At 74.5% G+C, this 13,498-nt stretch carries 12 protein-coding genes; 3 read left to right on the forward strand and 9 right to left on the reverse strand.

Annotation, left to right across the window (positions count from 1 at the left end):
* Positions 1–141: 141 nt before the first annotated feature.
* A complete protein-coding gene (locus ELR47_RS13605) occupies positions 142–570 on the reverse strand; it encodes a hypothetical protein (protein ID WP_130650387.1) in 429 nt (142 codons plus the stop codon).
* A 188-nt stretch (positions 571–758) separates the two neighbouring features.
* On the opposite strand from ELR47_RS13605, the gene ELR47_RS13610 reads away from it, so the two are divergent.
* Complete coding sequence (locus ELR47_RS13610) at positions 759–1,847, forward strand: hypothetical protein (protein ID WP_130650388.1); 1,089 nt, start codon at positions 759–761, stop codon at positions 1,845–1,847.
* Between the two features lie 20 nt (positions 1,848–1,867).
* Here ELR47_RS13610 and ELR47_RS13615 read toward each other — a convergent pair whose 3' ends face one another.
* The 5 genes from ELR47_RS13615 to ELR47_RS13635 form a co-directional block, all read right to left on the reverse strand.
* Positions 1,868–2,146 carry a GNAT family N-acetyltransferase gene (locus ELR47_RS13615; RefSeq protein WP_130650389.1) on the reverse strand — a complete coding sequence of 93 codons (279 nt, stop codon included), beginning with the start codon at positions 2,144–2,146 and terminating at the stop codon, positions 1,868–1,870.
* 174 nt (positions 2,147–2,320) lie between these two features.
* Positions 2,321–3,340: a non-homologous end-joining DNA ligase gene (ligD, locus tag ELR47_RS13620; protein WP_130650390.1), complete on the reverse strand. Its 1,020-nt coding sequence runs from the start codon at positions 3,338–3,340 to the stop codon at positions 2,321–2,323.
* 279 nt (positions 3,341–3,619) lie between these two features.
* On the reverse strand, positions 3,620–4,123 hold the full coding sequence (locus tag ELR47_RS13625) for a hypothetical protein (protein WP_130650391.1): 504 nt from the start codon (positions 4,121–4,123) through the stop codon (positions 3,620–3,622).
* 13 nt (positions 4,124–4,136) lie between these two features.
* On the reverse strand, positions 4,137–4,712 hold the full coding sequence (locus ELR47_RS13630; RefSeq protein WP_130650392.1) for an RNA polymerase sigma factor: 576 nt from the start codon (positions 4,710–4,712) through the stop codon (positions 4,137–4,139).
* Positions 4,713–4,816: 104 nt separating this feature from the next.
* A complete protein-coding gene (locus ELR47_RS13635; protein ID WP_130650393.1) occupies positions 4,817–7,480 on the reverse strand; it encodes a CHAT domain-containing protein in 2,664 nt (887 codons plus the stop codon).
* A gap of 70 nt (positions 7,481–7,550) precedes the next feature.
* On the opposite strand from ELR47_RS13635, the gene ELR47_RS18730 reads away from it, so the two are divergent.
* Entirely contained in the window at positions 7,551–8,951 is a 1,401-nt protein-coding gene (locus ELR47_RS18730; RefSeq protein WP_130650394.1) for a S8 family serine peptidase, read from the forward strand.
* 7 nt (positions 8,952–8,958) lie between these two features.
* On the opposite strand, the gene ELR47_RS13645 is transcribed toward ELR47_RS18730, so the two are convergent.
* From ELR47_RS13645 to ELR47_RS13655, 3 genes are read right to left on the reverse strand one after another with little or no spacing between them, the layout of a single operon-like run.
* Positions 8,959–9,954: a Gfo/Idh/MocA family protein gene (locus ELR47_RS13645; protein ID WP_130650395.1), complete on the reverse strand. Its 996-nt coding sequence runs from the start codon at positions 9,952–9,954 to the stop codon at positions 8,959–8,961.
* Positions 9,955–9,985: 31 nt separating this feature from the next.
* Positions 9,986–11,116 (reverse strand): serine hydrolase domain-containing protein, encoded by a 1,131-nt coding sequence (locus ELR47_RS13650; protein WP_165404083.1) that lies wholly within the window; start codon positions 11,114–11,116, stop codon positions 9,986–9,988.
* Between the two features lie 41 nt (positions 11,117–11,157).
* Entirely contained in the window at positions 11,158–12,279 is a 1,122-nt protein-coding gene (locus ELR47_RS13655; RefSeq protein WP_130650397.1) for an alanine racemase, read from the reverse strand.
* Between the two features lie 174 nt (positions 12,280–12,453).
* On the opposite strand from ELR47_RS13655, the gene ELR47_RS13660 reads away from it, so the two are divergent.
* The gene (locus ELR47_RS13660; RefSeq protein ID WP_205745255.1) at positions 12,454–13,494 is read left to right on the forward strand and encodes a pirin family protein; all 1,041 of its coding nucleotides are present in this window, start codon (positions 12,454–12,456) and stop codon (positions 13,492–13,494) included.
* Positions 13,495–13,498: the final 4 nt, after the last annotated feature.

The following is a 13,498-nucleotide window of genomic DNA, read 5'->3' on the forward strand; positions in this document are numbered from 1 at the left end:
TGGTGGCGAGGTGCCGACGCGACCCTAGGAGAACCGCAGCGATCCACGGCGGCGAACACGTCGGACCACACGAGGGCGGACCGCAGCAGCGCTGCGGTCCGCCTCGTCGGAGCGTCGTCGTGGCGGACGCGTGCTGGTCGGTCAGCCGCCGACGCCGTCCTGGACGTCGTCACCGAGGTCCTGGGCGTCCTGCTCCACCTCGGTCACCCCGTCGTCGACGTCGGTGACCTCCGCGGTCGTGGTGATCCCGGCGATCCCGAGGACCAGTCCGAGGCCACCGAGGACCATGCCGGCGATGGACAGGTTGGTACCGGGCGTGCCGGCCTGCTCACCGGTCTGCTCCTTGGCACGCCGCCACGCCGCGAAGCCGGCAGCCAGGGTGACGAGCCCGAGCACGAGCGCGATCACCCCCATCAGCGTCGGATACAGCCCGGAGACGGAGGCGACACCCGCGATGGCGGCCAGGACACCCAGTCCCGTGGCGCTGCCGGCGGTGCGCTTGGTCGCAGGGTCCTCGACCGCGACGTTGCCGTGGCGTCGATCCCGGTCGGGCGTCGGGTGGGTACTCATCGGTGTTCCTCTCCGATTTCGGCGGGTTCGGGCGGGCAGGTACGTGTCCCAGCGTGGGAAGTGGCGCTGCCGGTCGCGGGTGCCCGTACGGGAAGTCGCCGCCCTCGGCTGGTCCCTGTCCGATGCGCCAGGCCTGCCACAGCACGTCGCGTCGGCTGGCTATCTTCGTGATCCCCGCCGTCAGGTCCTTGGCCCTGTTGCGTCTGCGTCTGCTGTGCTGCCTGCTGCTCGCCGTGGTGACCGCCGCGTGCGGCCTGCTGAGCGATTCCGTCACGTTCCAGGCACCCGAACCGGGCGACCCGGCCGCCACCCCGCAGGCGACGAGCACGCCGACCGACGAGGCGGCACCGGCGCCCACGACCGCCCCACAGCAGCCCCGCACGGACGGCACGGACGACGAGGCCGGGCCGGTACTTCCACCCGCGCCCGAAATGCCGCCGCCCTACGAGCTGCACCCGGACGAGACGCATCCCAACGCCAAGGCGCTGGGCGCGGAGGTGGCACAGACCCTGACCACCTACGGTCCCGACGAGACCTTCGAGGACGTGACCGGACGGCTCGCCGACGGCGCGACCCGTGAGCGTCTCGCCGAGGAGGCGGCCGGCCTGTACCACCCCGACGCGTGGTCACGGGGAGAGGTCGTCTACCCGCAGTTCGGTGGCCTGACCGCCGATCGGGCCTCGATCATGGTCGTGCTGCGCCAGACGATCGGCGAACCCGGCGCCGACGAGGCGCGCACCGAGGTGCGCACGATCGACGTGCGGCTGCGCCTGCGCGAGGACGTGTGGCTGCTCGAGGGGATCGCGTCGGACGGCGGGGTGCCGGTGCCCCGACCCGACGACCTGCCCGAGGAGGCCGTCGCCGTCCTCGACGACGAGCGCATCGAACTGCCCGACTCCTCGCGGTGGGACATCCACCGCGGTGCGACCGAGCCCGAGCTGCTCGAGCTGCTCACGCGCCTGGCCGACGAGGTCGGTGACGTCGGCGTGGTGGTGCTCGAGACGGGACATCCCTACCACGTGTTCGGCACCGACCGGATGAGTGACCACCTGCGAGGCCGGGCCGTCGACATCCACCGCCTGGGTGGCGAGCTGGTCATCGAGGGTCACACGTCGCTGGAGTCGGAGACGCGCCGGGTCGTGGAGTGGCTCTACGACGAGCCGTCCCGGCCGATCATCGGCAGCCCGTGGGCCCTCGACGGCTACGGCGGACGCTCCTTCACCGACGCGGTGCACCTCGACCACGTGCACGCGGCGGTGCGACCGCGACGCGACTGAGTCAGTAGCGGAGCGGTCGCTCAGTCCTCGGCGACCAGCTCGGCGTACTCGGGGTGGCGTTCGATCCAGCCGGCGACGAACTGGCACTGGGGATCGACCCGGAGGCCGTCGCGGCGGGCGTCGTCGAGGGCCCGTCGGGCGAGCCCGCCACCGATGCCGCGTCCCTCGGCGGCCTCGTCCACCTTCGTGTGCAGCAGTCGCAGCGTGCCCGCCTCCTGCGCGAAGGTGAGCTCGCCGACCTCGCGGCCGTCGTCGCTGGCCACGTAGCGCTGGCCGTCCGGGTCGCGTTCGATGTCCACTGACGGTGCCTTCCTCGCCCGGGGGCGGTGCCTGGGCGGTGTCTGGGGCGGTGTCTGGGGCGGTGTCGCGGGCACCCTACGGCGACGATGTGGGACGTCCTCGGCCGTTCGCCCACCCGGCTGCGGCACCTCCGTCCCGACCACCACCGCACGGAAGACGCGGACGGCGACGGACTACGCGTCGCGCTCGGCGCGGGCGCGACTCGGCGCGACCCGGGGCGGCTCGTCGGGCATCTTCGGGTAGACCGGCGGCCAGGGCGCGTCGTGCAGGCCGGCCTCCCGGTCGCGTTCGTGCAGTGCGAGCAACGGCGCGAGCGACTGCGGACGGGTGTACATCGGCGCCCACGGATCCCCGTCGGCGGCGACGCGGGCCGGCACGCTGGCGATCGTCAGGCCGTCGGGGTCGACGTCGTCGAGCTCGTCCCAGGCGAACGGCGTGGAGACCTGCGCTCCCGGTCGGGCGCGGACGCACCAGGCCCCGAACACGGTCTTGTGCGGGGCGTTCTGGTTGTAGTCGACGAAGATGCGCTCGCCGCGTTCCTCCTTCCACCAGGCGGCGGTGAGCAGGTCCGGACGTCGGCGCTCGAGCTCACGGGCGACGGCGACCGCCGCCTGACGCACCTGGTAGCTGTCGTACTCGGGGACCAGTCGGAGGTAGACGTGGATGCCGCGCTTGCCGGTCGTCTTCGGGTAACCGACCAGGCCGAACTCCTCGAGCAGCCCGCGCAGCTCGCGGGCCGCCTCGCGCGCGGTGTCGAAGTCGGTACCCGGTTGCGGGTCGAGGTCCAGGCGCAACTCGTCGGCGTGGTCGGGGTCGGCGGCGGTCAGTGCCCACACGTGGAAGCCGAGGCAGCCGAGGTTGACCGCCCAGGCGACGTGCGCCAGGTCGGCGGCGACCAGGGCCTGCGAGGTGGTCCCGTTGACGGTGCTGACCGTGGTCGTGGTCAACCACGCCGGGGCGGACTTCGGCACCCGTTTCTGGAAGAAGCTCGACCCGTCGGCGCCGTTCGGATGGCGCTGGAGCAGGACCGGCCGCCCGCCCATGGCGGCGAGCAGCGGCGCCGCGACGGCCTCGTAGTAGCGGATCAGGTCGCGCTTGGTCTCCCCGCGTTCGGCGAAGAACACCTTGTCTGGGCTCGAGACCCGGACCTCGCGCCCGGCGAGATCGATCGTGGTGGCGGCGGCGTCGCTCATGACCGGCACGCTAGTCCCCCGGGCGACCGAGGGAGCCGGGAGCGCCGGACCTGGCTCGGTCCGGCGCTCCCGCCGATCGATGCGATCGGCCGCCCCCGGTCCGGTCTGCCCCCAGTCCGGACCGCCCCCAGGATGGTGCGCGTGCGAGTGGCCCGAACCGCCGGTCCCCACGGCGGCCCCTGTCGGGCACCTCACGTGGAGGAACCGCAACCGTGGGCGGTGATACCACCCCGCCGGATCCGTGCGATGACCGCTCACCGATCCACGAAAGGCGCTCGCTCAGACCGTGACCCACGCGGTCTCGACGGCCTGCCCCAGGTGCGGCCAGGCACACCGCAGGCTCAGCGGCCCGGGCTCGACCTCCAGGGTGAAGCGTCCGAGGTCGTCGGTCTGTGCGGTCCGCTCCCCCGCGGGTTGACGGATGGTGAGCTGTGCCGTCGCCGAGGGCAGGCACTGACCGACCAGGCGGCGGCGGGGGCCGGTGACCTCGATCTCGAGCTCCACCTCGGCGATCCCGGCCGCGAAGCTCAGCTGCCGGACGCGACCGTGCGCCCCGCCGCGCACCCCGACGGGCTCGGCCTCCACCGCCGAGTCGTGCACGAGCTCGGCCAGGGCCGCGTCCAGCCGCAACCAGGCCAACGACGAACGGGCCGCCAGCACGGCCTCCGGCGGCACGGGATCGAACTGCGCCGCCAGATCGGTGAGCTCGGCGAGCAGCAGTTCGTCCAGGTCGTCGGCGGCAACGTCCGGCGGGACGTCCCCAGGCAGTCGATTCTCGTCCACGGCGTCCTCCTGCCTACCCGGAGTACCGGGTCGAGGGCGTGATACCCCGTGTGCGCAGGTGCTCGCGCAACTGGCCCAGACAGCGTCCGCGGGTGGGGCCGATGCTGCCGATGGGCATGTCCAACGCCGCACCGACCTCCTCGTAGCTCGGTGTCGGGTCCGCCATCAGCAGCCGCAGCAGACCGCGGCACCGTTCCCCGAGCTGGTCGAAGGCCGCCCAGACGACGGCGCGCTGCTCGTCGCCGAGCAGGCCGGCGTCGCTGGCGGGCCGGGACTCGTCGGCCAGGTCGAGTTCGTCCGCGGCGACCGGCCGGGTGCGGTCCGCGGCCCGCAGCAGGCGCAGCGACTCGTGCCGCGCGGTCGTGGCCAACCATCCCCCCACGGCCCGCGGGTCCCGTAGTCGGTCGAGGTGCTCGACCAGCCGCAGCCAGGTGGTCTGGAACACGTCCTGCGCGTCGGCGTCGCCCAGACGGTGCGCGCGGACCACGGCCCAGACCAGGCCGGAGTAGCGCGCCACGAGTTCGTCGAAGGCGTCCTGGTCACCGGCCGCCGCGGAACGGACCAGCACCTCGACCGCCGCACGGTCCATCGTGTCCGTCCTGTCCGGCGTCGAACTGGCCGACGACCGACCGTCGCCAGGGCCTCCGACGCTAGCAAGCACACGCGTCGGGGCCGCAGGCGTCGCGATCCCGCTCAGACGCCACCGCCGTCGCCGAGGACGACGAAGGCGTGCCGCACCGCGCGGTGCGCCGGCTCGGCGTCGTCGGCCGCTTCGATCGACGCGGCCAGGGCCGAGGCCGCCGTGGTGCCGTTCGCGAGCCGACGGTGCAGGTCGACCATCAGCGCCACCGCCGCCGTGTCGGGGATCTCGAGCACCGGTGCGATCAACGTGCCGACCCCCAGGCGCAGCAGCGCGCTGCCCAGTCCCAGCACGGCGTCACCGGCGACGGTCGCCGTGGTGGCCGCGTCACAGCTCGACAGCACCAGCGTGCGCGGGACGGCGGACAGCTTCTCGAGGTCGTAGACGTTGAGCGCCCCGTCGGCCAGGCGCAGGCAGGAGAACAGCGGGTTGTCGGTGCGATAGACGCCGTGCGCGGCGACGTGGGCCGTCGTCGCGTCCGCCAGCGCCGCGCCGACCGCGGCCACGGTGGCGTGGGGACCGGTGAGCGCCGTCGTCGCCGGGTGCTCGACCGCCAGGGCCGCGACCTCCGCGTCGGCGCCGGGCAACTCGGGGCCGGCGACCAGCAGGTCGGGCGTCCCGGGCCTCGCGCAGCCGTCGGTCGCGGCCAGCCAGGCCGCCGCCGAGGGCACGACCGTCGGCACCGACCGCCCGATCGTCAGCGTCGACCAGGGCAGCCCGTCGAGGGCGCCACACGGCACGATCACGAGCGGCGCGTCGAGCCGGTCGAGACCGAGCCGTCCGGCGAGGTCCCGGGCCGAGCGGGCCACCGACGCGTCCGCGGCGGCCATGGACGCGGCGCTGGCCCGCCCGCGCGCCAACCGTCGTACCGCCGAGCGCATCAGCGCCACGGCGTCGCGGACCTCGGCGGCGGGGCCGAGCACGCGATGGCGGACGCCGGACGGATGCACGGTCAGCTGGTGCAGGCGTGCGTCGAGTTCGGCGTAGGCGACCAGGACTCGTCCGTCGAGCGTCTGCCGCAGCCGGTCCACGTCGAGCGTCGCGTCGGCCGGCTGCGCAACCGACGCGACGGCGTGCCGGTCGACGGCGTGGCTGGTGGTCCGGGCCCGGTCGCGCACGCGCCGCTCCGCACGGGCACGAGCCTCGCGGTACGGACGCGGGTCACCGCCGCCGCGCGCGGCGTCCCGTTCGGCCCTCTCGAGCCGCCGCAGCTCGGCCAGGAGGTCGGCGAGTACGGGGTCCCCGGGCGGCCGGGGCGCAACCGCCACGTCGGCGGCCCGGACCCGGTCCAGGGCACACAGCGCCCGATCGGGGCGGCCGTCCTCGAGTGCCAGCCGGACGCCGAGACGGACCAGGTCGACGGTGTGGCGGGCGGCGTGGGCCCGCAGCTCGGCCGAACCGAAGGTGAGCCGCGAGCGGTGCAGCACGTCCACCCCGCGCGCGACGGCGAGCTCGGCGTCGGCGCGCCGTCCGGACGCGGCCTGCACGAGTGCCGTCGCGTAGCAGTGCTGCGCCCGGGCCAGGGCGGGCAGGTCCCCGTCGACGTCGTCGGTCAGGACGTCGTCGAGCACGCGACCGGCGAGCGCCGGATCGCCTGCCCGCAGCGCCTGCTCGGCCACCAACAGGCGGGCCGACCGGGCCTCGAGGTGCCATCCGCCGGCCTGGAGGTCGTCGGCGAGCGCAGCAGCGGTCGACACCTCGACGTGGCCCTCGGCCGCCGAAGCCGCGGCCAGGGTGACGTAGCGCGCCTGCAGCTCCCAGCCGTCGCGTCGTGCCGCACGGAACGCCCCGCCAGCCCGGCGCGCGTGGTCCGCCGCCGCCGTGTGGTGGTGTGCCAACAGCAGCGTGCGCGCCAGCTGCAGCTCGGCCTCGGCAGCGTTGGTGCGGTCGTCGCCGGCGGCGAGGACCTCGGCCGCGTCGGCGGCGACCTCCAGCGCCTCCTCGAGCAGGCCGGCGTCGGCGAGCACGTCGGCGCGGTCGAGGGCGATGCAGGCGCGCATGGCCGAGGTGGCGAACTGCTCGTCGTCGAGCAGGTCCTGGGCCTGTTCGAGCAGCGCCAGGGCGGGCGGGATCTCGCCGCGTCGCGCGGCGACGAAGGCCAGGTTCTGCAGGGCGATCGCGATGCCCGGGGTGGTGCCGAGCTCGCGTGCCAGGGCCAGCGAGCGCCGCAGGTCGCCCGCCGCCGCCGTCAGGTCGCCCAGGTAGGCGTGCACCACGCCCCGGTTGCCGAGCAGGCGTGCCTCGGCCGCGACGTCGTCGGCTTCGCGCAGGATCGGTAGTGCCCGGCCGTAGGCGTCGACGGCCTCGTCGAGGCGGCCGAGTCGCTGCAGCAGCAGCCCGCGCTGCATCTCGTTGCGGGCCGCGTCGGGGCCGGTGAGGTGCTCGGCGGCGAGGGCGGTCGTCGCCAGGGCGGCCTCGGTCTCGCCGAGGTGGAGCAGCACCAGCGCCAGGCTGGAGCGCACGAGCGCGGCGGTGCCGAGCGCGCCGAGCCGCTGCGCCCCCTGGGCGGCGGCGTCCAGCTCGCGGCGGGCACCGGGCAGGTCCCCGAGCTCACGCAGGGCCGCCCCCAGGGCCCAGCGGACCGCGACCGTGCGCGCGTCGTCGCCGGCGGCGTCGCTGAACAGCTCCGCCGCGTCGCGGCGGAACCCCACCGGGTCGGCGAGCGCGACGTCGACCAGGTCGCGGAAGGCCGTGTCGGCCGCATGCAGCGTCCCCATGCTGGCAGAGTAGGGGTTCGGGTCGGGGGCCGGCACAGGATCGGGGGCCGGCACGACATCAGGAGCGAGCATGACCGACGGCGACGGACCGGGAACGAGCGACGACGACGGCGTGGTGTCGCTCGCGCGGGAGTTCGCCGAGCGCGGCATCGAGTTGGCCGGCGGCCGGAACCCCTTCGCCTACCGCCGGGGGCAGGTGCTGCTGCGCGCCTCGGACGTCCGCGCCGCGGACCGCAGTCCCGCCTTCCGCCGGGCCCGGGAGGTGCGTGACGCCGAACCGCTGGCGGCCTGCGACGGGGAGGTGGTGTGCGTCCACGTGCAGGCGGCGAAGGACGCCTCCGGCGAGTTGCGCTCGCGCGGCGTGCTTGCGCACCTCAACCACGTGCTGTTCACCGCGAACGGACCGGGACTGACCGCCAACCCCGGCTACCAGGGCAACCCCGGGTACCAGGGCAACCCCGGCTACCAGGGCAACCCCGGGTACCAGGGCAACCCCGGCTACCAGGGCAACCCCGGGTACCAGGGCAATCCGGGAGGCAGGCCGTTGGCGTCGACGGCGACGCCGGCCACGCCGTTGCCGGCCTGGGAGCGGCTCGGCGACGGCGGCGGACCGCGGATCGCGGTGCTCGACACCGGCCTGCAGACCGACGGCGAGCACGACGGGGCACACGAGGTGGCCGGGACGACCCGCACCGTCCGGCACGCCGCGTTGCGCGAGCACGTGCCGCTGCCCGAGCGGTGGCGGATGACGCCGCTCGCCGACGACCTGCGTTGCGACGAGGACCACGCCGACGAGAACGACGACGGCTTCCTCGACCGGGCCGCCGGTCACGGCACGTTCATCGCGGGGATCGCCGCCCGGCTCGTGCCGGGCGCCGAGGTCCGGTGCGAGGGGGCGATGTCGTCGTTCGGGGACGGCGACGACGCCACCCTCGCGGCCGCGCTCGGTGAGATCTTCGACCGGGGACGTCCCTGCCTGGTGAACCTGTCCTTCGGCGGCTACAGCGAGCACGACGAGGTGCCGCTGGCCATGGAGGCCATCCTGCGGCGCCACGTGCGACGCCACGACGAGACCGTGCTGGTCGCCTCGGCGGGCAACGACGCCACCTGCCGGCCGAGCTGGCCGGCCGCCTTCGCCGACGTCATCGCGGTCGCGGCGCTGCAGCCCGGCGGACTTCCGGCCGGGTTCACCAACTGGGGCCACTGGGTCGACGCCTGCGCACCCGGCGTCGACGTGACCAGCACGTTCCTGTACCACGACGGCGTCGAGGTGGCCGGGACGGTCGCCGAGCACTTCACGGGCTGGGCGACCTGGTCGGGGACCTCGTTCGCGGCGCCGAAGGTCGCCGCGGCCATCGCGCGGGACATGGTGGTCACCGGCGCGTCCCCCCGCGAAGCGGCCCACCGGGTCGTGCGGGCGCACGGGCTGTACCGGCTGCCCAACCTCGGGACGGTCGTGAACCTGGTGTGAGCCCGGGTCAGCGGCGGTCGGCGGACGGGCCGGCCGCCGCACGCAGGGCCGCGATGACGCGCAGGTTCGCGACGCCGTTGGCGCCGGAGGTCGGGACCGGGGCGCCGTCGAGCACCGCGGCCGCGAACGCGTCGCCCTGGAGGCCGTACTGGTCGGCGGGCGGGACCTCGAGGACCTGCGGCGGCTCGTGCGGTCCGGTGTCGGACACCAGGAGCCGGGTCGGGGCGTCGGGGCGGGCGTTGAACGGCAGCTCGACGGTCAGGGTCGCCTCGCTGCCGACCAGGTGCACCCACTGGTCGTTGGCCGAGCGCGTGGAGCAGGTGAAGCTCGCGTGGCGGTCACCGGGGAAGGCGAGCAGCCCGGTCGCCAGGACGTCGGTGCCGAACTCGGGGTCGGTGCGGATCGCGCCCTCGACCCGTTCGGGCTCGTCGGCGAGCAACCAGCGCGACACGTCGATGCAGTAGCAGCCGATGTCCATCAGCCCGCCACCGCCGTAGGCGGCGACGTTGCGGATGTTGGCCGGGTCCGGGTTGTCGTAGCTGAACGCGCTCTGCACCCAGCGCAGCTCCCCGAGCCGGCCCTCGTCGAGCAGTTCGCGCACGCGCGACCACTGCGGGTGCGAGCGGTACATGAACGCCTCGACGAAGACCACGCCGGCGCGTTCGCAGGCGTCGACCATCGTCCGGGCCTCGTCGGCGTCGAGCGCCAGCGGCTTCTCGCACAGCACGTGCTTGCCGGCCTCGGCCGCCGCGACGGTCAGCGGGGCGTGCAGGTGGTTGGGCAGCGGGTTGTAGACCGCGTCGACACCGGTGTCGGCGAGCAGATCCTCGTAGCTGCCGTGGACGGTGCCGATGCCGAGCGGCTGCGCGGCGGCGCGGGCCCGGTCGAGGTCGCGCGAGGCGATGGCGACGACCTCGCAGCGCTCGCTGCCCTGCAGCCCGGGGATCACCTTCTCGACGGCGATCCTGGCCGTGGACAACACCCCGATGCGCAGCTTCCGCACCCGCACGCTCCTCGCTGGACGAGGCGCGACCCTAACCGCCGGCCGCGACGTGCTCGGCCAGTCGCACGAACCGCTCGGGCCAGGCGCCGTCGCCGTAGGCGTCACCGAGCCGGACGACGACGAGGTCGAGCTCCGGCGCGACGTAGACGTACTGCCCGAAGTTGCCGACCGCCATCGCGTGCCCGTCGGGCAGCGGGGCGCCGTCGAAGGTGCCGGTCCACCAGTGCAGGCCGTAGGCCGGGTTCGGGCCGGTGTCCGCTCCCCGTGACATCGCCCGCGCGACCCAGCCCTCGGGCAGGACCTGCCGGTCCCCGACGCGGCCGTCCGCGGCGAACAGCAGCCCGAAGCGGGCGTAGTCGCGTGGGACGGCGTTGAGACCACTCTCCATCTTCTCGAACCCGCTGCGGGTCGAGTCGAGGCTCAAGCCCGCGTCGGCCTCCGCGCCCATCGGCTGCCACAGCCGCTCGGCGAGCAGGTCCGACACCCGCTGGCCGGTGGCCCGCTCCAGCACGAGCCCCTCGAGCAGCAGGTTGTAGTTGTTGTAGAGGAACCGCTCCCCCGGCGGGCCGGTCACCTGCGCGTCCAGCGCGACCGCGCGCAGGTCGGTGCCGTAGTAGGTCCGCGCGTCGTCGCTGAACGGCGTCCCGCGCTCCTCGTAGCGCAGGCCGCTCGACATGGTCAGCAGGTGCCGGACGGTGATGCGGGCGAAACGCGGATCGCGCTCGAGCAGTTCGGGCACGTGGTCGGTCACCGGCTGGTCGAGCGAGGTGATCGCGCCGTCGGCGACCGCCAGGCCGACCAGCGTCGAGACCACCGACTTCACGCTCGAGAACGACGTCCGCTGGGTGTCGGGTCCGGTGTCGCCGAGGTAGGTCTCCACCCGCAGGCGGCCGTCGTGCACGACCAGCAGCGCGGCGGTCGAGGTCGCCGCGAGCACGGCGGACGGGTCGTCGACGCCCCACGCCTCGGCGAGGTCGAGCGCGGGTCCCGGCGGCAGGGCGCGCGGCGTGTCGCCGGCGGGGACCACCCGGGCCGGGAAGCGGTGCAGGTCACCGGTGTCGGCCTCGAGCCAGGCGATCGCCCGCGAGGCGCCGTAGCGGTCGGTCGTCGCCCACGCCCCGGCGTAGGTCGTCGCGAGCGCGACGACGAGCGCCAGGGCCACCCGGCGCCACGTCCGTCGCCTCGTCCGGCGACCCACCGCGGTCAGCTCGTCCGCCCGCGGGCGGCGACCGGCAGGATCTCGACGACCTCGCCGTCGCGTGCCAGCACCAGCTCGTCGGTCAGGTTGACGACCGGGCAGGCGTGGTTGGGCACGACCGCCACGACGTCCCCGACCCGCGGCGGCGAGGTGCCCTCGGGCAGACGGACCACCGCGTGGTGGTCGTAGACGGCCGTGATCACCGCACCGGGCAGGTCCGGGACCGCCCCGTGCCCCTCGAGCCAGCCGGGCTTGTCCTTCGCCAGCGCCTTCGCGCCGGCATCGAGCACGCAGCCACCGTCGACGGCGGTGCTCACCACGGTGGCGGCGACGGCCAGCGCGAGGGTGGCGGGGTCCGAGCCGCCCAGGTGCGCCTGCTGACGGTCCCCGAACACGTAGGTTCCCGGGCGCTCCTCGGTGATCGGGCGTGCCGAGGCGTGCACGGCCGTCGGGGTCGAGCCGGCGCTGACGACCGCCACCTCGACGTCGGCGGCGTGCAGCGCGTCGAGGGCCTCGGCGAGTCGGTCCCGCTCGTCACCGGCGGCACCGAGGACCCGGTCGGGTCCGCGGTAGGCGTGTCCGCCGTGCGTGAACACGCCGCGCAGGGACAGGCCGGCGTCGGCGACCGCACGCGCCACCTCGACGACCCGCCCGGGGCTGGTGCCGGTGCGGCCCTCGCCGGAGTCGAGCTCGATCAACACCTCCGGCAGGTCGGCCGCACCGGCGAGCGCCCGGCCGAGCTGGGTGGCGCCCTCCACCGAGTCGACCCCGACGGCGAGCCGGATGCGCCCGGCCAGATCACGGAGCCGGTCGGCCTTCGCCCCGACCGCCCACACCGGGTAGGCGACGAACACGTCGTCGATGCCCGCGTCGGCCAGCACCTCGGCCTCGCCGAGCACCGCCACGGTGACGCCGACCGCACCGGCCGCCAGCTGCCGGCGGGCGAAGAAGGGACTCTTGTGCGTCTTGGCGTGCGGGCGCAGCGCCACGCCACGCCCGTCGAGCAGCGCCTGCATGCGCGCGACGTTGGCGTCGACCCGGTCGAGGTCGACCACCACGGCCGGCGTGTCGAGCCCGTCGGGCAGTCGTGGGGCGGTGAGCTGGGCGTCCGAGGTGGTGGGCGACATCGAGCTGGTCCGGTCCGGTTCGCGGGAGCTGCACTGTCGCGCGTCCACGTGCCGACGCCAAGTCCGGCCGAGCTCCCGCAGCGCAGCAGCCGACTTGCTTGCAGATGCAACTACCGTACGCTGGTACCGGTCGCACCGAACGCCGGGTCCGGCCGTACGCACGAGGAGTCCACCGTGATCCTGTCCGACGACCTGGTCCTGCAGACGGTCGCGCTCGACCGCGTGTGGCAGACCGTGGACCCGTTCCTGTTCTGTGTGCACCACGACGACGACTACCCCGAGGGTGACGACGAGTTCGGCCCGTGCGCGCCGTTGACCGGTCGCAACCTCGGCATGGACTTCTCCGGTCGCGACGGCTGGTCGATGTACCACGGCATGCAGGTACCCGGCTTCCCCCAGCACCCGCACCGCGGGTTCGAGACCATCTCGTTCATGCGCAAGGGCTACATGGACCACGCCGACTCACTGGGCGCCGCGGCCCGGTTCGGTCGCGGGGACGTGCAGTGGATGACGGCCGGCTCCGGCATCGTCCACGCCGAGATGTTCCCGCTGCTCGACAAGCAGGCCTCCAACGAGACCGAGCTGTTCCAGATCTGGATCAACCTGCCGTCGACCGACAAGATGGTGGAGCCCCACTTCCGGATGCTGTGGAACCACGAGATCCCGCAGCACACGCTGCTCGACGCCGCCGGACGCCCCACCGAGGTCACCGTCGTGGCCGGGCAGCTCGTCGCCGGCCACCGAGCTCCCGCCCCGCCGCCGCACTCGTGGGCGTCGCGCCCCGACACCGACGTCGGCATCTACCACGCGGCGATCAGCCCCGAGGGGTCCTGGACGCTCGGCCCGGCAGCCCACCCCCGCACCGTGCGCACGCTGTACGTCTTCGCGGGTGGTTCGGTCCGCATCGGCGGCACCGAGGTGACCGGCGGCCACGCCGCCGTCGTGCGCAGCGAGGTGCCGGTCACCCTGACCGACACCGGCGACGGCACCGAGGTCCTGGTGCTGCAGGGCCGGCCCATCGGCGAGCCCGTCGTCCAGTACGGCCCCTTCGTGATGAACACCAAGGCGCAGATCCAGCAGGCCTACGCCGACTACCAGCAGACCTGGTTCGGCGGCTGGCCGTGGCCCGACGACGACCCGAACCACGGTGGCGACCTGCGCCGCTTCGCCCGCCACGCCGACGGCCGGGTGGAGGAGTACGCCGTCGCCGGCTGAGTCC

The organism is Egicoccus halophilus, assembly GCF_004300825.1.
Taxonomy (GTDB): domain Bacteria; phylum Actinomycetota; class Nitriliruptoria; order Nitriliruptorales; family Nitriliruptoraceae; genus Egicoccus; species Egicoccus halophilus.

Excerpts from the sequence above, each read along its gene's own strand:
- ELR47_RS13605 (WP_130650387.1), bottom strand. The coding sequence starts at position 570 with ATGAGTACCCACCCGACGCCCGACCGGGATCGACGCCACGGCAACGTC.
- ligD (WP_130650390.1), bottom strand. The coding sequence starts at position 3,340 with ATGAGCGACGCCGCCGCCACCACGATCGATCTCGCCGGGCGCGAGGTC.
- ELR47_RS13630 (WP_130650392.1), bottom strand. The coding sequence starts at position 4,712 with ATGGACCGTGCGGCGGTCGAGGTGCTGGTCCGTTCCGCGGCGGCCGGT.
- ELR47_RS13635 (WP_130650393.1), bottom strand. The coding sequence starts at position 7,480 with ATGGGGACGCTGCATGCGGCCGACACGGCCTTCCGCGACCTGGTCGAC.
- ELR47_RS18730 (WP_130650394.1), top strand. The coding sequence starts at position 7,551 with ATGACCGACGGCGACGGACCGGGAACGAGCGACGACGACGGCGTGGTG.
- ELR47_RS13655 (WP_130650397.1), bottom strand. The coding sequence starts at position 12,279 with ATGTCGCCCACCACCTCGGACGCCCAGCTCACCGCCCCACGACTGCCC.